This window comes from Bacteroides sp. AM41-16, from assembly GCF_003603495.1.
Classification (GTDB): Bacteria; Bacteroidota; Bacteroidia; order Bacteroidales; family Bacteroidaceae; genus Bacteroides; species Bacteroides uniformis.
In genome coordinates this window covers 39,092-60,701 of record NZ_QTNE01000019.1, presented here as the reverse complement: position 1 = coordinate 60,701, position 21,610 = coordinate 39,092, and the positions used below count along the sequence as shown (strand labels likewise).

At 48.2% G+C, this 21,610-nt stretch carries 15 protein-coding genes; 6 read left to right on the top strand and 9 right to left on the bottom strand.

Annotation, left to right across the window (positions count from 1 at the left end; translation table 11 throughout):
• Positions 1–56: 56 nt before the first annotated feature.
• The 3 genes from holB to DW896_RS15745 form a co-directional block, all read right to left on the bottom strand.
• A complete protein-coding gene (holB, locus tag DW896_RS15755; protein WP_009037254.1) occupies positions 57–1,184 on the bottom strand; it encodes a DNA polymerase III subunit delta' in 1,128 nt (375 codons plus the stop codon).
• 72 nt (positions 1,185–1,256) lie between these two features.
• Positions 1,257–2,210 carry a methylenetetrahydrofolate reductase [NAD(P)H] gene (metF, locus tag DW896_RS15750; protein ID WP_016274213.1) on the bottom strand — a complete coding sequence of 318 codons (954 nt, stop codon included), beginning with the start codon at positions 2,208–2,210 and terminating at the stop codon, positions 1,257–1,259.
• A 91-nt stretch (positions 2,211–2,301) separates the two neighbouring features.
• Positions 2,302–4,209 (bottom strand): fimbrillin family protein, encoded by a 1,908-nt coding sequence (locus DW896_RS15745; RefSeq protein WP_034525653.1) that lies wholly within the window; start codon positions 4,207–4,209, stop codon positions 2,302–2,304.
• Between the two features lie 340 nt (positions 4,210–4,549).
• Here DW896_RS15745 and metA point away from each other — a divergent pair, with 340 nt between their 5' ends.
• The 5 genes from metA to DW896_RS15720 all read left to right on the top strand — a co-directional run bounded on the left by metA (position 4,550) and on the right by DW896_RS15720 (position 9,212).
• Positions 4,550–5,467 (top strand): homoserine O-succinyltransferase, encoded by a 918-nt coding sequence (metA, locus tag DW896_RS15740; RefSeq protein ID WP_005828529.1) that lies wholly within the window; start codon positions 4,550–4,552, stop codon positions 5,465–5,467.
• Between the two features lie 18 nt (positions 5,468–5,485).
• A complete protein-coding gene (locus DW896_RS15735; RefSeq protein WP_009037251.1) occupies positions 5,486–7,351 on the top strand; it encodes a U32 family peptidase in 1,866 nt (621 codons plus the stop codon).
• 41 nt (positions 7,352–7,392) lie between these two features.
• Positions 7,393–8,448: a hypothetical protein gene (locus DW896_RS15730; RefSeq protein ID WP_005828525.1), complete on the top strand. Its 1,056-nt coding sequence runs from the start codon at positions 7,393–7,395 to the stop codon at positions 8,446–8,448.
• Between the two features lie 76 nt (positions 8,449–8,524).
• Positions 8,525–8,812 (top strand): hypothetical protein, encoded by a 288-nt coding sequence (locus DW896_RS15725; protein WP_005828523.1) that lies wholly within the window; start codon positions 8,525–8,527, stop codon positions 8,810–8,812.
• Positions 8,813–8,849: 37 nt separating this feature from the next.
• A complete protein-coding gene (locus tag DW896_RS15720; RefSeq protein ID WP_022402255.1) occupies positions 8,850–9,212 on the top strand; it encodes a type II toxin-antitoxin system VapC family toxin in 363 nt (120 codons plus the stop codon).
• A 112-nt stretch (positions 9,213–9,324) separates the two neighbouring features.
• Here the strand turns inward: DW896_RS15720 and DW896_RS15715 are convergent, their stop codons facing one another.
• The 5 genes from DW896_RS15715 to radA all read right to left on the bottom strand — a co-directional run bounded on the left by DW896_RS15715 (position 9,325) and on the right by radA (position 19,841).
• Positions 9,325–11,781, bottom strand: a complete 2,457-nt coding sequence (locus DW896_RS15715; protein WP_117991262.1) for a TonB-dependent receptor — start codon at positions 11,779–11,781, stop codon at positions 9,325–9,327.
• Positions 11,782–12,045: 264 nt separating this feature from the next.
• Positions 12,046–12,657: a LuxR C-terminal-related transcriptional regulator gene (locus DW896_RS15710; RefSeq protein ID WP_005828517.1), complete on the bottom strand. Its 612-nt coding sequence runs from the start codon at positions 12,655–12,657 to the stop codon at positions 12,046–12,048.
• Positions 12,658–12,746: 89 nt separating this feature from the next.
• A complete protein-coding gene (locus tag DW896_RS15705; protein WP_119993539.1) occupies positions 12,747–16,739 on the bottom strand; it encodes a two-component regulator propeller domain-containing protein in 3,993 nt (1,330 codons plus the stop codon).
• Between the two features lie 106 nt (positions 16,740–16,845).
• Complete coding sequence (locus DW896_RS15700) at positions 16,846–18,468, bottom strand: NAD(P)/FAD-dependent oxidoreductase (RefSeq protein ID WP_009037246.1); 1,623 nt, start codon at positions 18,466–18,468, stop codon at positions 16,846–16,848.
• A gap of 5 nt (positions 18,469–18,473) precedes the next feature.
• The gene (radA, locus tag DW896_RS15695; RefSeq protein ID WP_005834974.1) at positions 18,474–19,841 is read right to left on the bottom strand and encodes a DNA repair protein RadA; all 1,368 of its coding nucleotides are present in this window, start codon (positions 19,839–19,841) and stop codon (positions 18,474–18,476) included.
• Between the two features lie 121 nt (positions 19,842–19,962).
• Here radA and DW896_RS15690 point away from each other — a divergent pair, with 121 nt between their 5' ends.
• Positions 19,963–20,505: a carbonic anhydrase gene (locus DW896_RS15690; RefSeq protein WP_005834976.1), complete on the top strand. Its 543-nt coding sequence runs from the start codon at positions 19,963–19,965 to the stop codon at positions 20,503–20,505.
• Between the two features lie 10 nt (positions 20,506–20,515).
• On the opposite strand, the gene DW896_RS15685 is transcribed toward DW896_RS15690, so the two are convergent.
• Entirely contained in the window at positions 20,516–21,553 is a 1,038-nt protein-coding gene (locus tag DW896_RS15685; RefSeq protein WP_005834979.1) for an asparaginase, read from the bottom strand.
• Between the last annotated feature and the right edge of the window lie 57 nt (positions 21,554–21,610).

The following is a 21,610-nucleotide window of genomic DNA, read 5'->3' as shown; positions in this document are numbered from 1 at the left end:
ATTTACTATTTACTATTTACGATTTGATACTTTGCATTTCATTATTTTGCCACTTTTCATTGTTTCAATAAAACAATCATTTTGAGAGAGAAGTCGAAAAACACCATGCGGGCGTTTACGTTCTGCTCGATGTGGCGTTGCGCTTCACTTAGTTCGTCCATGATACCCATGACGTTCCGTTCGTTGACAAAGGGGGCGAAACGGGTGGCGAAGTTCTGTTCGGGCAGCGTCATGTAGTTCATCTCCTTGCGGTGCAGGTTGTAGATGAAGTTCTCGCGGGTCATGCGCTGGCAGTAGTCCAGGAAGTTCTTCTGCCGTTCGCGTCCCATGGCAGCAAGCTGCTCGCTCCATTGTTTCATTTCCCGTATCTTGCGCTGGTAGGAGAGTCGCATCAGGCTGACAAAGAGGTTGAAGAACAGTTCGTTCTCTTCGTTCAGATGGATGGTCTCCAATGCTTTGATGAAGTCTCCGTTTGCCAGGTGGGCTATCGTCTCGCTGTCGCGGGGCTGCACTCCGTACTTCTGCTGCAGGGCTTCGGCTATGTCGGCTTCTTCAATCTTGGGAATGTTGAAGCGCTGCGTGCGGCTGAGGATGGTGGGCAGTATCATTTCCGGAGCTTCGGAGATGAGGAGGAATATCGTTTTCTCGGGTGGCTCTTCCAGCAGTTTCAGCAGCTTGTTGGCGCATACTTCATGCAGCTTTTCGGGTAGCCATACGATGGTGACTTTGTAACCTCCTTCACTGGATTTCAGACTCAGCTTGCGGGTTATCTCGTCGCTTTCCTTGGCATAGATGATGGCTTGTCCGTTTTCGGCATCCATCTCGTTCAGCCAATGGTTCAGTCCGAAGTAGGGGCTGTTCTGCAGCAGGTGCCGCCAGTTGGCGATATAGTCGTCGCAGACTTCCTTTTTCCCTTTGGCACTCTTGACGATAGGGTATACGAAGTGTACGTCCGGGTGCACCAGCTTGTTCCATTTCACGCAGGAGGGACAAGTACCGCAGGCATCGGTTTCCGTCCGGTTGGGACAGCAGATGTAGCGGGCATAGGCAAGTGCCAATGGGAGTTTTCCTACTCCGGCAGGGCCACAGAAAAGTTGTGCGTGGGGAATACGTCCTTCCTGCACTTCTTGTATCAGCCTTTGTTTGGCTGCCTCTTGGCCTATTATGTCCTTGAAACTGAACACGGGTTAATTAGTTATAAGTTATTACTTGTGACACTGCCAGTTGTCAATTGTCAACTGTTGATTGTCCATTGTTTAGTAGATTTGTTTGGCTACTTCCTTGATGCTGTCTGTAGCTCCTACCGAGTAGAAGTGGAGGCTTGGGACGCCATGGGCTATCAGCTCTTTGCACTGCTGCACGCACCATTCGATACCCACTTGCTGAGCTTCCGCATCGGTGTTGCACTTCAGAACCTCTTGGGTCAGTTCCTCGGGCAAATCTACTTTGAACGTCTTGGGTATCATGCTGAGTTGTGACAACTTCTTGAAGGGCTTGATGCCCGGGATAATCGGGATGGTGACACCGGCTTGACGGGCACGTTCCACGAAGTCGAAATATTTCCGGTTGTCGTAGAAGAGCTGGGTCACGGCATACTCTGCACCCATTTCCATTTTCTTCTTTAGCCAGTAGATGTCTGTATCCATGTTGGGGGCTTCTTCATGCTTTTCCGGATAGCACGCCACACCGTATGAAAACGGGGTATTGGTAACTTTCATCTCGGAGCCGTCCACAAAAATACCTTTATTGAAGTTGTTGATTTGCTCTTGTAGTTCGACGGCGTGGTGGTAACCGTTGCCCACGGGGATAAAAGAGGATTCGTGCTTTGCCTTGTCGCCACGAAGCACCAGCAGGTCGGTGATGCCGAGGAATTGCAGGTCGAGCAGCACGTACTCCGTCTCCTCGCGGGTGAAGCCGCTGCAAAGGATGTGCGGCACCATGGTGATGTTGTACTTGTTCTGGATGGCAGCAGCTACGGCTACGGTGCCGGGGCGGCGGCGCAGGCGGTTTCGCTGGAACAATCCGTTGCCGAGGTCTTTGTACACGTACTCGCTGCGGTGCGTGGTGATGTTGATGTATTTGGGGTCGAATTCCCGTAACGTATCTATGGTTTGATACAGCTTTTCGATGCCCGTACCTTTCAGTGGTGGCAATATTTCAAAGGAAAAAGCTGTTTTTTCGTTACTGTTTATCAGGTCGATTACTCTCATTTCTCTTTCGTTATCTTTGTCCGATTGGCAAAAATCTTGCACATTGGGAACAAAAATACAAAAAAGAAATGAGAAATGCCGAAATTGCCGGCTATTCTTTTATACAGCGGATGGAAAGAGCTTTATAGTAGGGCTTACCGGTGACATGGGCAGCGCTTGATACAAACTCGTCGCTTTCGCCGAGAAAATAAATGGTGCTTTCCGAAAGGGTATGCTTTGTATGATCCCAACTCCAAAAGGCGGTCATTTTATTGGGGCTGTTGTGTCCTTTGTTGTACCACATTCCTACCGGGAAAGCATTGAACCGGGTATGGTTGTTGACGGGGGCAACTTCACCGGATACCATTGCCTGCCATTCTCCTGCTTTTAGTATGGAGGCATCGTTGCCGGTGTAGTTTTTCAGCTGTTCCCAGTCTGCATCCGATGGAATTTTCCAGCCCTCGGGAGCCAGCTCTCCTGCCAGTATGGATTCTCCATTGTAAAAATAAATGTCATATTTGTCCGGCTTGTAATATCCGGCTTTGTCTGTTCCCAAGTCACTCTGTTTTTTCAAGGGAGCTCCGTCACGGTAGGTGGTGGCATGGAGCTCTTTACCCATCCAGTATTGGGCTCCAATCTTGACAATGGGGTATTCGGTAGACACTCCTTTTCTGATGTCTCGAAGGGTGTAGCATGCCACATTCACTTTGATGGCGTTTTCCGGTTTATCCAGAAGTAGCTTATGGTTATTGTCTATATAGAGCTTGTCTATGCCGGTATATTCCCCTTTAGTGTAGGTAAATCCATAGTCGTCTGTATTCCAGCTTATTCTTCCTCCGCAGATGGTGTCTTTACGGTCTGCAAGCTGTAGGATGACTCCATTGCTCAGGTCGGTCTTTTCATTTTCGCCTATGGGATAGGCTATAACGGCTCTGGAAGTCAATGACGCTGATTTGAGATATTCCTTGCAGACTTCTGCAATGGGTATCCCTTCGTGATAAATTCTGTACACATTTGAAAGAGAAAAGGAGAGAGCGGAGATATGTATGGCAGTGTAATCTTCCATATTGTCGGTGTCGATGGGAGGGAGGCTGCTCCATTCCTTGATTTTTCCGGCAAAACTGCTCAGTACGTTGCTGTTGCTCTGCATGGCTGATATGTTAATGATACATTGCGTGCTGCTACTCATTTCCACTTCGGGTATTGCACAACTGTATATACGTCCGCTCCACTCCATAATGAAGGATTGCTTGCCATCATTTATCGTTTGGGGTATGATGATGAATTCCTTGCCGGTAAGTTTGTTGTCTTTGACGCTCCATTCGCCGGAGGCTATGATGTCTTGTGTCCCCGTAAGATTACTGAAAGTCCCGTCTTCCAGATTATAATCGGCCGAGGTCTTGAGCCCGGTTGCGATGATACGCGGATTGGCTTTCAGCAAATCATTGGCAGAGTTGCTTGCGTCGGGTGTCAGAGAGATTGCCAGTTTGGACAGCTTGTGTTGGAACTCCAGGGTTACAGATTTGGTTTTACTGGTGATTCCTTGCGCTTTAGCTACCAAGAAGTCACTTTGTGCGCGGTTTTTCTCATTGCTCTGGTCTATCTGCACAGATACGGGAAGAACGGGTGTACCGGCAGCTACCCCTTCGGTTTGGTAAGGGTGGTAACTGATAAAGTCCAGTGACACATCTCCTTCCGGATAGAATACTGTCTTTTTGGGAACCAGTGTGGAGCCTTCCGTATATTCCAGGGCCAGATTGTCAATATACCGTTTTCCCTTGATGGAGCCGGAGGAAGTGGTTGCAAACAAGCCCATTCTGTCTCCTTTTTCAAAGGCGGTGTTTGTGACCTTGGTACTGGCCTTTTCCATTTTGATAGAGAACGTGATAGGTGTCGTCCCTTCCTCGATTTCCGCTTCTGATTCTTCGTCAATCCGGTTCACACAAGCTGTATTCCCTAAGGACATGCAGCAGAATAAAGAGGCAGCCAAGACTCCTCTTGCAAGAATAAGTTTCTTCATTATATTATTATTGTGGGGCAACGGTTTTTCCGCTTTCCCAATTATACTCAATGAACCTTGTCTTAAAAATATGGATTTAGCAGAGCTATAACCGGTATGGAAAAGTCTTTTACGCTTTTGGATGCTAATTATCAGTATCACGCTTGATGCCGCAGTGCTTTTTAATCTTATTTTTTAATAACTTTTAATAGGTTTCGGGTACAAATGTAATTAAACGTGTTAAATGAAGAGGGATAAATCGATAAAACTTTTATAATTTATTTATCACACTCTGATTTTTTGCCTAACTTTACACGCTAAAATCGTAGACAGTAATAAGTTAAACCATAGATATAAACTCATGCCTTTAAATTTACCCGATAAACTACCCGCTATCGAGTTGCTGAAAGAGGAGAATATATTTGTCATTGACAATTCCCGGGCAACCCAGCAGGATATCCGTCCGCTGCGTATCGTGATTCTGAACTTGATGCCGCTAAAGATTACAACGGAAACGGACCTGGTGCGTCTGCTTTCCAATACTCCGCTTCAGGTGGAAATCTCGTTCATGAAGATAAAAAGCCATACTTCCAAGAACACTCCGATAGAACACATGAAAACATTTTATACGGATTTCGACAAGATGCGCGGTGAAAAGTACGATGGCATGATTATCACCGGTGCTCCGGTAGAGCAGATGGATTTTGAGGAGGTGACTTATTGGGATGAGATTACTGAAATCTTCGACTGGGCGCGTACGCATGTCACCTCTACGCTCTACATCTGCTGGGCGGCGCAGGCAGGGCTCTATCATCATTATGGAGTGCCGAAGTATGCACTGGATAAGAAGATGTTCGGTATCTTTGAACATCGTACCTTGCAACCGTTGCATCCCATTTTCCGTGGATTTGATGATATGTTCTATGTGCCGCATAGCCGCCACACGGAAGTGCGCCGGGAAGATATACAGAAGGTTCCGGAATTGACGCTGCTTTCCGAGTCGGAGGATGCTGGTGTATATATGGCGGTGGCCCGTGGAGGGCGTGAGTTCTTCGTGACCGGCCATTCGGAATACTCCCCGCTGACATTGGATACAGAGTATCGCCGTGACTTGAATAAGGGCCTGCCCATTGAGATACCCCGTAACTACTATGTGGACGATGACCCGGACAAAGGAGTGCTGGTGCGTTGGCGTGCCCATGCCAATCTGTTGTTCTCCAATTGGCTGAATTATTTTGTATATCAGGAGACGCCGTATAATATTAATGAAATAGGGTGAGTTACTCGTAACTAAACGATGATAAAGCAACGTAAAATAGAGCTGCTGGCTCCTGCCAAGAATTTGGAGTGTGGCATAGAAGCAGTGAATCATGGGGCAGATGCGGTATACATCGGTGCACCCAAGTTCGGTGCGCGTGCGGCTGCTGTCAACTCTTTGGAGGATATTGCCGCTTTGGTGGAGCATGCCCATCTGTATAATGCCCGTATCTATGTGACGGTCAATACCATTCTGAAAGAAGAAGAGCTGAAAGAGACGGAGAGGATGATTTGGGAGCTGTACCGCATCGGTGTGGATGCACTGATTGTACAGGATATGGGGATTACGCGGTTGAATTTGCCGCCCATTCCGTTGCATGGCAGTACGCAGATGGATAACCGTACGCCGGAGAAAGTACGTTTCCTTGCCGATGCCGGTTTCCGTCAGGTGGTGTTGGCACGCGAACTTTCTTTGCAGGAGATACGCGGTATCCATGAGGCGTGTCCCGATGTGCCGCTCGAAGTCTTTGTACACGGGGCTCTTTGCGTCAGTTATAGCGGGCAGTGCTATGTCAGCCAGGCTTGTTTCGGACGGAGTGCCAACCGGGGGGAATGTGCGCAATTCTGCCGTTTACCCTTCAGTCTGGTAGATGCCGATGGCAAGACCATTGTGCGTAATAAGCATCTGCTTTCTTTGAAGGACCTCAACCAAAGCGAGGTGTTGGAAGAACTGCTGGATGCCGGAGCCACTTCGCTGAAGATAGAAGGCCGCTTGAAGGATGTGACCTATGTGAAGAATGTGACGGCGGCTTACCGTAGGAAGCTCGATGCCATTTTTGCCCGTCGCAAGGAATATACCCGTGCTTCTTCGGGTACTTGCCATTTCGACTTCCAACCGCAGCTTGACAAGAGCTTCAGCCGTGGTTTCACGCATTACTTCCTACAAGGCAGGGGAGGGGAAATCACTTCATTCGATACGCCCAAATCTTTAGGAGAGGAGATGGGCACTTTGAAGGAACAGCGCGGTGGATATATTACGGTGGCAGGCGTGAAGCCTTTCCACAACGGAGACGGCGTCTGTTTTTTGGACGAGCAAGGACGTTTGCAGGGTTTCCGTATCAACCGGGTGGATGGTAACAAACTCTATCCGGCAGGGGAAGTGCCTCGCATCAAACCTCGTACACGGCTTTATCGCAATTTCGACCAGGAGTTTGAACGTATCCTTACCCGTAAATCCTCCGAACGCAAAATCGGTGTTTGTTGGGAGTTGGCAGATACTTCTTTCGGGTTTAGCCTGACGGCTGCGGACGAGAATGATAACCGCGTGACACTTTCTTTCCCTTATCCGAAAGAACCGGCACGCACGCCACAGGCGGATAATCTGCGCAGCCAACTGGCTAAGTTGGGGAATACCCCTTTCGAGGTAGCCGGGCATTTATCAGAAGAGGCGTCGGGTATCAGGCTCAATCTCTCTGAAAACTGGTTTCTTCCTGCTTCCGTGGTGGCAGACTGGCGTCGGCAGGTGATAGATAGGCTGATTGTGGCTCGGCGTGTTACTTATCGTCGTGAGTTGGCTGTCTGGAAACCGACAAGCCATGCTTTCCCTGCTACTTCACTGACCTATCTGGGCAATGTGATGAACAGTGCTGCCCGGAGTTTTTACCGTGAGCATGGACTTTCGTCTATAGCACCTGCCTACGAGGCACAAGCGGTTCCGGATGCTGTACTCATGTTCTGCAAACATTGCCTGCGTTTCAGTATGGGATGGTGTCCCACCTATCAGAAAGGACATTCTCCTTATAGGGAACCTTATTATTTGGTTGGGACGGACGGCAAGCGTTTCCGCTTGTCTTTTGATTGCAAGAATTGCCAGATGAAAGTCATTGCTCATGAAGAGCCGCTTTAATGAAGGACGAAGAATGAGGAATTACTAATAAAGACTTGAAAATGAGGAGTGAGGAACGGGCACATAATGAAAGGCTGGCAAATGACCGGTACCGGGAAGCGGGCAGGGACAAACATCCTTTGCGTTCACTGCGTTCCCTCCTATTCTGCATTCTTTATTTTTCATGCTTCATTGCTTTAGTTTCCTGCCATTATTCCCGTCCTAATCTTGAAGATGAACATCTGTCTAAGGAGACGCGTGATTCGCTGGCCTATCTTTTTGAGCGGCATTATACTTGGAATACCAATCTGGAAGTGCTGGCAGATTCTGTGAATTTGGCTTGTCTGCCCGTGAAGGACTGCTATAATATGCTTTATCGGGGAGACCGCGTGGTGGTTGCCGAGTTCGCCATCCATCCTGCCGACAGTGTGGATAGTGTATGGGTGAAGCTTGCCCATTCGCAGGAAGTGCAGGGTTGGTTGCGGGAGTCCGAAATGATGCATGCCTTTGTTCCTACAGACAGCATTTCGCAGGCCATCTACTTGTTCAGTGATACCCATGCCTCTTATTTTATCATTATTTTTGCCTTGTTTGTGGCAGTCTGGCTGTTCCGGGCTTTTCGGCGCAAGCAGTTGAGGATGGTGTACTTTAATGATATAGACAGTCTCTATCCGTTGTTGCTATGTCTGCTGATGGCGTTCTGTGCCACTATTTACGAATCTATACAAGTGTTTGCGCCGGAGACGTGGCAACACTTCTATTTTAATCCTACCTTGTCGCCGTTCAAGGTACCGCTTGTGCTTTCTGCTTTTCTGATGGGTATCTGGCTGTTTATAGTGGTGTTGCTGGCGGTACTCGACGATTTGTTTCGCCAGTTAAGTCCGGCGGCGGCCGTATTCTATCTGTTGGGACTGGCCTCCTGCTGCATCTTCTGTTATTTTTTCTTTATCCTGACTACATCTATCTACGTCGGATACTTGTTTTTGACCGCTTTTGTATGGGTATTCCTCAAAAGGCTTCGCATTTCGCTGCTGGCTTCACGCTATCGTTGCGGCAGATGCGGGCAGAAACTGAGGGAGAAGGGAGTCTGCCCACATTGCGGAGCTATCAATGAATAAAAAAGCTTTGTAACTTTTCCATATTCAGTAGGAAAATGTAACTTTGTAGTTGAACTTTTAAAAGGAGGAATTGATTATGAGTAGTTTGGAGTTGGAAGCCGGAAAATTGGAGTTGATTCGTGAGATAGTCAATATCAATAGCAGTACTGCATTGGAGAGCCTCAGAAAATATATGAAGGAGGTTTTGAATAAGAATAGTCATTCCATTCCGACAGCGGCAGATAGCAAATTGCTGACTAAGCGTATGCTTGCAAAGTATGCCGGTAGTTGGAAGGACAATCGTGATTCTGATGAAATCAATGATGATATATATGCATCACGCCTTTCTCGAAAAGAAGAAAACTTTAGCCCCTTTGACGAATGAAACGATATTTGCTTGATCTAATATTTGTGTTCACTTCATGCGTCAGAAATTTGGAGTAGACGAACATATTGAAAAGGTGGGCTGGGAACATTGTTGCATTTCGGAGGTTACGGTAGCAGAGTTGTTGTTCGGTGCAGAGCGAAGTAATAATGTGGAGAGAAACTTGCAGCTTGTTACTGATTTCTGCCAAGATATCAAGGTAATACCTTTGTCCTCGGCTTTATGTTGTTATGCCCGGAGTAAGGCTGCCTTATATAGTCAAGGAACTCCCATTGAGGATTTGGACTTATTTATAGGATGTACAGCGGTGGCTAACCAAATGATAATGGTTACTGAAAACAAGAAACATCTGGAAAGAATACCTAATATTGAAATTGAAAACTGGGTACATAGAGGATAACTTCTCCTCTGTCAGATAGAAACATAGAAACGGTCGTTCGGGTATGCAATGTGTAAGTACCCGAACGACCGTTTCTATTTTCCTTTACTTTCGGAGGGACAAAGCTCTCCAATCAGAACCTGCACCTCAACTCTATTCCCGCCTGCACAGGCCGTCCTTTCTGCATAAATCCGTTCCCCATACTCTCAAAATAGAACGAAGCATACTCTTTGTCCAGTGCATTGCGCACCCAGAAATCAATCTGCCCATGTCCTTTCTGGAAACTGATGCGTCCGTTCAGCGTGCCGTAGAAGGCTTGGCTTACGCTGTTCTCTTCGGTCCAGTAGATGCGTCCGGCACCGGTGTAGTTGGCATTCAGCTGGATGCGGTCCAGCCAGTGCCCCGGACGGATGCGGAAGATGTACTGACCGCCCACGTTCATGGTATGCTTGGGAACAAAGGGTACGTACTTGCCGTTGTAGCTGATTTCCTGAAGCTCCCCATTCACTTTCTCGTTGGTGATGTAATCCTTAAAGGTGGCATAGGTATAACCATAACTTGCATTCAGCGTGAAGTCCGTAGCAACGGCAGCCGTCAAGGCAACCTCTGCCCCCTGGCTGCGGCTTTTGCCGGCATTTGCCGTTTCGCGTCCCAGTCCGCTTGGGGCGAAGCGTGAAATCTGCTGGTCGCGGGTTTCCAGCCAGAAGATGGCGGCGTCGGCATGCAGACGTCCGTCCAGCAGATTCAAGTGTGTTCCTATTTCGTAGTTCCAGGTCTGTTCGGGCTTGTAGACGGTGGCGGATTTTGCATCCGGATTCTCTCCCGCATCGGGGAAGTATTTGCCCACCAGCTCTTTGTAGGCATCCGGCACGTTGGGCATAATCGCCTCTTTGCTTTGCCGCATCATGTCATTCTTCAAACTGGATTGCAGCAAGTCGGAGAACATCTGCACGTTGTAGCCTCCCGAACGGTAACCTTTGCTGACCGCTGCATATACATTTCCTCTGTTTCGCGCAAAGTCATACTGCAAAGCAAACTTGGGCAACAGCTGAAGATAATCCTTATCAATGTTTCCTTGGTAGCGCGACTCTACGGTCAGCGCCGTCTCCGGCATCATCTCTATTTCGCGGATGACGACGTCGCCCCGCTTCATTTCTCCCTTGATGCCCACCTTGTAGTCCAGGCTGGTGCCGGAGTTGTAATCCATCTTCATACGCTCATAATCCAGGCGTAACCCGGCAGTGAACGACACTCCTTTCAGCCCGAATAAATCTCTGAAGGTGGATTGATGAAAGAGTGCCCCATTCAGCAGCGGAGTGTCGAAACTGCCCCCGATGGGCATGGTCCGGCTGCTGATGCCCAGTGAGGGCAGGATATTCATACTCATGGACGGTCCCATCTCTACTTGTATTTGCGATGGGATGACACTGCCCAACATCTGGTTCAGCATCCCCATTCCGGCTTCCCTGAAAGTGACGGGAGCTTCCGTATTCAGCCATTGGTAGAAGCCGAAGGCGCCGGTGGTCCATTGCCAGCGGCTGCCGCTTTTACTCTTCAAGATGATTTCCTCGCTCAGTGCGTGGGAGCGTTGTTTCTGTTGCAGGGTATAGATGTCGTTGGCGGTGAAGTCTTGGTCTATGTCCATGCAGTCCTTTAGAAACTGGTAGCCGGTGACCATGCTCAACGTGAAGTGCTGTGCCTGGTATTCCAGGTTCAGACCCGTGTTCAGCAGGTTGCGGTAGTAGTTGCTACGGGCGTTATTGGAGATTTTTCCGATGTAGGGCTTCAGCGGCTCGCTCTGTGCTTCGGGGGCTAGGCTGCCTTGGTAGAAATACGGGTAGCCACCCTGGTCGCTGTATTCGTAGTTGATGTTTAGGTCCACCTTCCAGTTGTCCGAGGGGAGGTAGATGGCGCGGATGCGTCCGCCTGCCGATTGCCCCTTGTCCGCTTTCTCGTCCCTCACCGTGTTGCGGAAGAATCCTCCTTGATAATCGTAAAAACCTCCGGTGGAAAAGGCGAACCGTTCCGAAAGGCGGTGATAGTGGGTCAGCGAGGTATTATAGGCATTGTACGTACCTGCCCCCATGCGGAAGTCCGTCCCCTGGTAGGAGAAGGGCGATTTGGTGTGCACCTTAATCAATCCGCCCATGGCATTGCGCCCGTAGAGCGTGCCCTGCGGACCGCGTAGCACGTCGATGCGCTCTACGTCGGCATAGCTGAAGTCGAAGGCTGACTTGTCTATATAAGGTATATTGTCTACATAAAGTCCTACGGAGGGAGTGTTGATGCGCGAGCCGATGCCGCGGATATAGACTGCCGAAGTCAGTCGCGAGCCGTAGTCGGGGATAAACATATTGGGCACTACGGATGTCAGATTCTTGATGGAGTTCACCTGTGCGTTCTGCATGTCCTGCTGCGAAAGCAGGGTGACGGCGGCGGGCTGCTCGCGCAGTTTCCGGTTTTCTTTGGGGGCGGCAATGACGGTTATTTCCTCTACATCCACCACTTTCAAGGTGTCTGCCTCTTCGGCAAGTACGTTGCCGGTTGCCAGGAGGCAGAAGATACCGGTCAAAATTCTATATCTATTCATAAACTGGTTTTTTAGCGCCTGCAAAGTAAAGGGATTCTTGCGGAAGGGACAATCCTCATTTATTAGGATTTCGTTCCTGGAGTGCTAATCTTAAATCGTTCCATCATGCGGAAAATATCGTTCCTCCGTGGGGTAAAAATCGTTCCACCATGGTGGAACGATTTTTACCCCACGGAGGAACGATTAGATGTTAGCACATTAGCACACTAATTGGGGCGAAGTTTTTCTGAAAAGACTTCGCTTCTGATGTATCCGGTTGTAGGATTATATTCTGTCCGCTTCCACATATCCGTGCATCACGGCATAGATAGTCAGCCCGGACACGGACTTGATACCCAGCTTCTCGGTGATATTCTTGCGGTGTGAGATGACGGTGGTCAGGCTGATGTTCAGTTTGTCGGCAATCTCCTTGTTGATGAGACCTTTGGTAATCAGCACCAGCACTTCTATTTCGCGGGCGGAAAGGTCGTGCCCGGCGGCTGTATTTATTGCCATATCCGAGTGTCTGGCGGGTGCCGGCTTTCCGTGGTTTTGTCTGTATTGGTTTCCGTATTGGCGCAGCTGCAGAATGTTTTTTGCCAGATTTTGTTCGTCCTGATAGATGTTTAGCGTCGGCATGCCCGACAGTTGGGGGACGGTTTCACCATTGACCAGCACAATGGTTTTGGGCTTGCGCTCCAGAAAGAAAGCGGTATGCTCGAAGTAAATCTGTGAAGAGATGAAATAATGCACATACATGTCAGGCGTATCATCCATCAGTTCGCCAAAGGAACGGAAAGAGCGGATGATGGCTGTCGGGATGATTTCCTCCAGCAAGTTCTGCAGTCCCAGACAGGAGAGGGTGTTGGAGTCGACGATTGCTATTTCAGGAGTCATTCTCGTTTTTTTGTTTCTGCAAAAATACGGATTATTTTTTAGGGTTTGTCTGTGCGGGGCTGCAAAATGAAAAATTCTCCTATGCAGAACTATTCTCCCTCTCCTTTTGGGGAACGGGGAGTGTCTCCTTTCGCATATTGGCTGGGGCTGACATTGAAATATTTCTTAAAGACTTCCCGGAAGTATTTCCCATCGCAGAAACCGGTTCTTTCTGCTACTTCAGTCACGGAATATTTCCCTTCTTTCAATAGCTCGGCAGCATGTTTCAAACGGATATTCCGTACGAAATCTGCCGGTGCCTGGCCGGTCAGCGCTTTCAGTTTACTGTAGAAACTGGTACGGCTCATATTCAGGAGCGAGCACAATACGTCCACTGTGAAATCGGGATTATCCATGTTCTCCTCGATATGTCTCTTTACATTCGACATGAATTTCCAGTCGAGACTGTTGGAGCAAGTGGTAGTTGTGGAGGGCTCTTCTTCTGTATTGATTTCCAAATTCGCATATCTCTTGCGCAGCAATGCGCGGTTGGCAAGCAGATTGGCAATGCTGGCTTTCAGTATGTTTATGCTGAAAGGTTTTACAATATATTCGTCCGCACCGATATGGAGTCCTTCGAGAATGTTCTTTTCATCTCCCAGTGCCGTCAGCAGTACTACCGGGATGTGGGATGTTTCAATATCGTTCTTGATGGCGATGCATAATTCGTCGCCTCGCATTTCCGGCATCATGATGTCGGAAAGAATCAGTCCCGGCCAGAATTGTTTTACAATGGTCAGCGCTTCCTTGCCGTTGTTGCATACTTGTACATTGTAAATCGGAGAGAACGACTGGAAGAGATAGTTGCGCAGCTCGTCATTGTCTTCTACAATCAAGATGCGATGCAGTTTGTCATTGTCTTCAGTCCGGAGTTCTCCGGCAAGTTTCAAAGGAACGGTGGGGACATCCGGTTCATAGAAGGTCTTCTTATCCTTAACGGACAGAGTGAAGTTCTTGAACTGTTCTTTCTCTTTGGGAAGGATGATTCTGACAGTACTGCCTTGGCATTCGGTGCTCTCAATGTATATTTTTCCATTGTGCAGGCTTACCAGCTTCCGCACCAGCATCAGACCGATACCGCTTCCCGTTATTTTGGAGTTGATGGCATTTGTTCCACGGAAGTGCATCTTGAACAGTTTTCTTTGTTCTTTGGCGGGAATTCCTATTCCATTATCTTTGACTTCTAGTCTCCAGGAGCTTTTCATGTCATAAACAGAAATGAGTATATCGCCATTTTGGGGAGTATACTTCAGAGCATTGGATATGACATTTTCCAGGATAGAGTCCATCTTCTCTTTGTCGAACCATACATTCATGTAGCTGAAATTGCTTTCGTATCTGAAAGTGATATGTTTTATGGTGGCATAGGTCTGGAAATTGTTGTATATCTCCTTGATGTAAGTATTCAATTCATATTCTGCTATGTACAGATGAGGGGAATATACTTCTGCCCGTTCAAAGTTTATCAGATTGGTAGTCATGCGCAGGAGGGAGTTGACATTTCTCAGTGCCATGTGCATATTGTTGGTCTCGGCTTCGTTCAGTGTCTTGTTTTCAAGCATTTCTTCCAGAGGTGCCTTTATCAGTGTCAATGGCGTGCGGATATCATGCGCGGTATTGACAAAGAAACGGGTTTTCTCATCGGATATCTTTTTCTGTTTTCTCAGTGCCATGACACGGAAACCGACAACGGACATCAGTACTGTCAGCAGGACATAGCAGGCTATGGCCCAAAAACTGAACCAGACGGGGCGCGCAATGCTGATGTCGATGCTTCGCTCTTCAAAATAAAGATAAGGCTCTTCCTTGGATACCGCCCGTATGTAAAGTTTGTAATCGCCCGAGGCAAGGTTGGTGAAGCGGAGATGCCCTTCTTCACCCAGGCGGTTCCAGTCATCGTAAAAGCCTTCCAGCTTCCAGTAGAAAGTGACATTGTCCGGCGCGTCATAATTGATGGATGAAATACTGAGGGAAAAAGTGTTCTGGTTATATTTCAGCTTTAACCGGTCTGTCTGGTTGATGTTTTCCTTCAAGGGGGAATTCGGACTGCCGGGAAAGACTGTCTGATAGAGTATCTGAAAATCGCTGAGTATCATAGGAGAGTAGATGTACTTGGGCAAACGGGTTCCTTCGGGAAACTCGATGGCTCCGTCTGTGCTGCCAAAGACAAAACCCTTGTTCTTGCGTAGCGTTCCGGAAGAGGCACTGAAGCAGGAGGACATCAGCCCTTGCTCTTTAGTCCAGTTGTGGAATGTCTTCTCCGTAGGGTGGAAACAGCTGATTCCGTTTTCGGTACTCATCAGGATATGCCCGTCCGACTCGGGGAGTATGGTGTAGATGTTGTTTGAAATCAAGGCACAATTGTCCTTGTGATAATGCTTGAACGTACTGTCCTTTGCGTTGTAGACAACCACTCCGGAGCCGTTTGTTCCTATATATAGAGAGAGGTCTTCCGCTTGGTAAAGTGTGTTGATGTAGGTCATCTCTTCCTGCAAGGCGACATATTGGAATCTACCCGACTCTTTGTCCAGCAGATACAGTCCGGCACTTGTCCCAATCCACATGTGTCCGTCATCCTTTTCTGTAATGGCGGTGACGGAATTTATTCCGGGATACAGACGGACGGAATTCAGGGACAAATCGAAGCACTTCAGATTATAGAACCCTCCGGACCAGATATATCCTTTGGAGTCTTTTACAATGTCGCGGATATACTTGTCAGGACGAATGTTGTCCGGATTGAGCAGGTAAGGGGAGAAATATTCTACCGAGAGTGTCCTTTTATTTATTTTGTATACTCCCGAAGTATATCCTCCTGCCCAAATAATGCCGGGTGATACCTCGCATAGCGTAATGAAGATGTGATTCTTGTTTTTCAGTTGATGGTCGAAGGAGCTCAGGAATGAATGCCACTGCCCGGTTTTCGATTGATAAAAGCTGATTCCGTTACTTGTTCCGAACCATAGGTCTCCGTCACTGTCTTCAATGACAGAGTGTACCTGGTCGTTGACCAGCGATTGTCTGTTTCCGATAGAATGCTTTATCCAGTTGTAGCTTTTGTACCGGTTGTCTATAATGGTAATTCCTTCCGGGTAGTTGGCTATCCATATCCGCTTTTCTTCATCAATATAAATGTCATTGATGTTATTGCTGTTCATCTCATTGTGGCTTTTGTAGCTGGAGACGATGTACGGTTCCGAGATACACGAGTTCATGTTGATTTTGTGTATACCCATACCTTCTGTCGCTATCAATAGCTCTGTCTGGTTCAGAGGTTTGATTCGGGCAATGTTTACATCGCTCAAATCCGTATTGGAGTGTATAATCCGTTGTTGCCGTATGTCGTAGGCAAAGACTCCTTTTTCAAAAGTACCGATGAAAAGTCTTTGTGATTCTTGGTGGAAATAGAGTGAACTGATTTGGGCCTGGATTTTGTCAAGAGGTTCAAGAGGGACAATCTGCAATGTCTCATTTTCGAGTTTGACGTATCGCACTCCCTTGTTGGTGGTCATGAAGAAGTGGTCGTTGTCCACTTGTTCGATACTTGTAATGCTACTTTTCAGTTCATTGGGCATTTGATGGGTCTCTCCGGTTTGTGTGTCGTAAAGAGCGATACTGTATCTGCTGCACAGCCAAATCCTATGATTGTGGTCCATATAGCCGTAGCTGATATTGACCGGTGTCTTGGGCAGTTTATATACTTTATTGAACACATCGTGTTCTTGGTTGTATTGAAAAATGCGGCCGGCTTTACCTATGACCCATAACTTCCCCTTCTCTTCAAAATACAACCAGCCGAGATGGATGGGGGAACTCGATTCTTTGTTTTCTCCTATTAATTTATAATGTTTGATGTCTTTTCCATTGTACCGGTCTATGCCTTCGTTGGTGAGGAACCACATGTAACCTATCGAATCCTTTTGAATGTCGAAGATTCTGCGGTTACTCAATCCGTTTTCTACTCCTATGTATTTATAAGTTTGCGCCGTGGCAATGAGGGGTAAAAGGAATAGAAAGCATACAATGTTTATGATGAATCTCATATAAATATTTATCTATAAATACAATATAACAACATGCGTGTGATAATAGTTTACAAATTAAACGAGAAAAAGTGAGATTTCAAAATTTAAATGTCAATATTGCAGCTTAATCAAGGAATGCCTTTGCAGCTTCTGCACACCGTTCGCCGTCAATCCCGGCAGAAACGATGCCTCCGGCATATCCGGCGCCTTCTCCGCAAGGGAACAATCCTTTTATACGTACATGTTGCAGTGTTTCCTTGTCTCTTGTTATGCGTACCGGTGCCGATGTGCGGGTTTCCACTCCAATCATTGTCGCCTCGTTCGTCAATAACCCCCGGCTGTATTTCCCGAATAGCTGGAAACCTTTGCTCAGGCGTTCTGCAATGAAAGAGGGCATCCAGAAGTGGAGAGGTGAGGATACCAAGCCTGGTGCGTATGAGGTTTCCGGCAGGTCGTAGCTTAGTTTCTTCTTGGTGAAGTCCACCATTCTCTGTGCCGGTGCTGTCTGCTTCATATTGCCTTGTTGCCAGCAGAGGTACTCTAGATACTCTTGAAAATGCATCATACTCAATGGAGAATTGGCAGTTGACAATTGACAATTGGCTGCGCTGTCGTGCTGCATAGCAATTGTAAATTGTAAATTGTCAATAGTAAATTGCTCCAAGTCTTCCGGGCGTAGCTCTACCACCATTCCCGAATTGCTCCAACGGGAACCGCGGTTGCTGGGACTCATCCCGTTGACTACAATCTGCTCGGGACCGCTGGCGGCGGGCACAACGAAGCCGCCGGGACACATGCAAAAGCTATATACTCCTCGTCCGTCCACTTGGTTTACAAAACTATATTCGGCGGCAGGCAGATATTTTCCCCGTCCGTTCCGGTTGTGATATTGTATTTGGTCTATCAAGGTGGCAGGGTGTTCCAGTCGTACGCCTACGGCAATGCCTTTAGCTTCAATCTCTACATTGTTGGCGGCAAGCCAGCGGTATACGTCCCGGGCAGAGTGACCGGTGGCAAGTATCACCGGGCCAAGGAAAGTCTTGCCGGTATTTGTTTCAATGCCTTTGACTTCATCCTTCTCTATGAGCAGGGCGTCCATGCGTGTTTCAAAGTGGACTTCGCCACCGCACTGGATGATAGTGTTCCGCATGTTTTCAATAACACGCGGCAGTTTGTCCGTACCTATGTGCGGATGTGCATCTACCAGTATGGAAGTGGAGGCTCCATGTTGGCAGAAGACATTCAGAATCTTGTCTACATTGCCGCGCTTTTTGCTGCGTGTGTACAGCTTGCCATCCGAGTAGGCTCCGGCACCTCCCTCTCCGAAGCTGTAATTGGACTCCGGGTTAACGAGTTGCTGGCGGCTGATTTGCGCCAGGTCTTTCTTGCGTTCTCGTACGTCCTTTCCACGTTCCACAATGACGGGGCGCAGCCCCAGCTCTATCAGTCGCAGGGCGGCAAAAAGTCCTCCGGGGCCGGCACCTACCACTATCACTTGGGGCTTTCCTTCTACATTATTATATAAGGTATGTTGGTATTCATCCTCTTTTGGCATTTCGTTCAAGTAGGCACGCACGTTGAGGTTGACGTAGATGGTCCGTTGGCGGGCATCGATACTGCGCTTCAAGATGCGCGTTGCTGTTATCTCCCGTGCATTCAGTCCTTTCTCATGTACTAAGTACTCTTTCAGGCGTTGCTCGTTTGCCGCTACTTCGGGCAATACGCGCAGTTGGTATTCTTGTATCATAATGATTATCCGAATAGGGCACGGAATGCTTCTTCCACCTTCCGTACCGGTATCAATTCCATTTTAATCTTCTTCGTGTTCAGTCCTTGCATATTATACTTGGGAAGTATGAATCGCTTGAATCCAAGTTTCTCTGCTTCTCCGATGCGCTGCTCTATGCGGTTCACTGGGCGGATTTCACCTGACAGACCTATTTCTCCCGCCATGCACACCTCCGGCTCTATGGCCGTGTCCATGTTGCTGGAGAGGATAGAGCTGATGACGGCAAGGTCTATTGCCGGGTCGTTCACTTTCAATCCGCCGGCAATGTTGAGAAAGACGTCTTTCTGTGCCAGCTTGAAGCCTACACGTTTTTCCAATACGGCCAGCAGCATATTCATGCGGCGGATGTCGAACCCTGTGGCAGAGCGTTGTGGGTTACCATATACGGCACTGCTGACCAATGCCTGCGTCTCGATGAGGAACGGTCTGATACCTTCTATCGCGGAGGCGATGGCTATGCCGCTCATACCTTCATGGTCTTGGCTCAGCAGCAGTTCGGATGGGTTGCTCACCTGCCGTAATCCATCTTGCCGCATTTCGTAAATACCCAGTTCGGCAGTGCTTCCGAAGCGGTTCTTGATGCTACGCAGGATGCGGTACATGTAGTGCTGGTCGCCCTCGAACTGGAGTACGGTATCCACGATATGTTCCAGTACCTTGGGGCCGGCTATGCTTCCTTCCTTATTAATATGCCCGATGAGGATAACCGCCGTATGCGTTTCCTTGGCAAAGCGCAGGATGGAGGCGGAACATTCCCGTACCTGGGCAATACTCCCCGGCGACGATTCAAGGGTTTCGGTAGAAATCGTCTGTATGGAGTCGATGATGACGATGTCCGGGCGGATGTTCTTGATATGGACGTAAATCTGTTCCAGGGAAGTTTCGCACACGATGAGGCAATCACTGGAAGCACTTGTCAAACGGTCGGCACGCAGTTTCAACTGACGGGTACTTTCTTCGCCGGAGACGTAGAGGATACGTTTCTCCGGTATACGGAGTACGGTTTGTAGCACCAGGGTGGATTTCCCGATGCCCGGTTCGCCGCCAATCAAAACAAGAGATCCTTGTACAAGACCACCACCTAGTACCCGGTTCAGTTCGGCATCATGGAGGTCAATGCGCGGTTCGTCATCGGCTACAATTTCATGGAGGGTTATGGGTTTGGCTTTGGCGGTCTCTATGCCCGATACGGGACGCTTGTTCACCACTTCTTTCCGTACCACCTCTTCCACATACGTGTTCCACATTCCGCACGACGGACACTTGCCTACCCATTTGGGAGAGTCTTGTCCGCAGTTGCTGCATACATAAACCGTCTTCTCTTTAGCCATAGTTGTGCATTCTCTTCTAAAATGATTGCCCAAAGGTACAATTTTTCGATGCAGGGCTTGCAGACTCCCATAGAGTTTTTTTATTTTTGTGAGTAGAAAACAATAACATGTTATAAAAGCCATGATAGAAGATATTCTTGCATACAACAAGCGTTTTGTAGCCGAGAAGGGGTATGAGAAATACATCACGAATAAATACCCGGATAAGAAGATTGCCATCCTCTCTTGTATGGATACCCGTTTGACCGCTTTACTGCCGGCAGCCTTGGGCATCAAGAACGGCGATGTGAAGATGATAAAGAATGCGGGTGGAATCATTTCACATCCGTTCGGTAGTGTCATTCGTAGCCTGATGGTGGCCATTTACGAGTTGGGCGTGACGGAAGTGATGGTTATTGCCCACTCCGATTGCGGTGCGTGCCACATGAGCAGCGCCCAGATGATAGAGCATATGAAGGCCCGGGGCATCAAGCAAGAGACGATTGATATGATTCGTTTCTGCGGAGTGGATTTCGAGTCTTGGCTGTATGGATTCGAAGATACGGAGAAATCGGTAAAAGGTACGGTGGAAGCTATTATCAATCATCCGCTGATACCGAATGATATCAATGTCAGCGGTTTCATAATAGATTCTGTGACGGGAGAATTGACCCCGGTGCAGTGATAGTTGTGCTTCACACGGTAATTTCCCCTGCCAGCGGTCGTCCCATCAGTTCGCGTATTTCGGCAGGCGGATAATCGTGCCCCAGAAGGAACATCAGCTTGGTTACGGCAGATTCCGTTGTGCTGTCATATCCGCAGACAACTCCTGCCTGCATCAGTTGGTAACCGGTTTCATAGCGCTCCATTTCAACAGTGCCGGCACTGCATTGGGTGACGTTGACAATGATGATGCCTTGTTCGCAGGCATCATGCAGGCGGCGTAGAAACCATTCCTTTCGGGGAGCGTTGCCGGAACCGTAGGTTTCGAGGACTACGGCCTTCAGTCCTTTAGTGGCAAGTATGGCTGCCACGACATTTTCCTGAATACCTGGAAAAAGCTTCAGTATGGCGATGTTGGTATCAAGCAGATAATGAGGCTCCAGTTCGTGGGGAGTGCCGTGCGTATGAATTTGCACATTATTATATTTAATATGTATACCGGCGGAAGCGAGTACCGGATAATTGAAGGAACGGAAAGCATTGAAGTTCTCCGCGTTCATTTTGGTGGTACGGTTGCCGCGCATCAGGTGGTTTTCGAAGAAGATGCAGACTTCGGGTACGATGGGCTGTCCGTTGGAGTGGCGGTCGGTGGCTATTTCGATGCTGGTCAGCAGGTTTTCCTTGCCGTCTGTGCGGAGCACGCCAATGGGCAGTTGCGAGCCGGTTAGGATGACGGGCTTGTTCAGCCCTTCAAGCATGAAGCTGAGTGCAGAAGCTGTGTAGGCCATGGTGTCTGTGCCATGCAGGATGACGAAGCCTGTATATTGGTTGTAGTTGTTGCTGATGATGCGTACCAGTTTGCGCCAGGCATCGGGGTCCATGTCCGAGGAATCCATGGGCGGGTCGAATTGATAAGTGTCGATACGGAACGCAAATCTCTGAAGTTCGGGAACATGTTTCTGCAACTGCTCGAAGTTGAAGCTTTCCAGGGCGCCGGTTTCTGCATTCTCTATCATTCCGATAGTTCCACCGGTGTATATTAGCAAAACGGAAGTGTTTTCTGGGTTCATGCGCACTTTTCTTTCATGTTTTCCATGCAAATATAATGATATATATTGAGAATGATA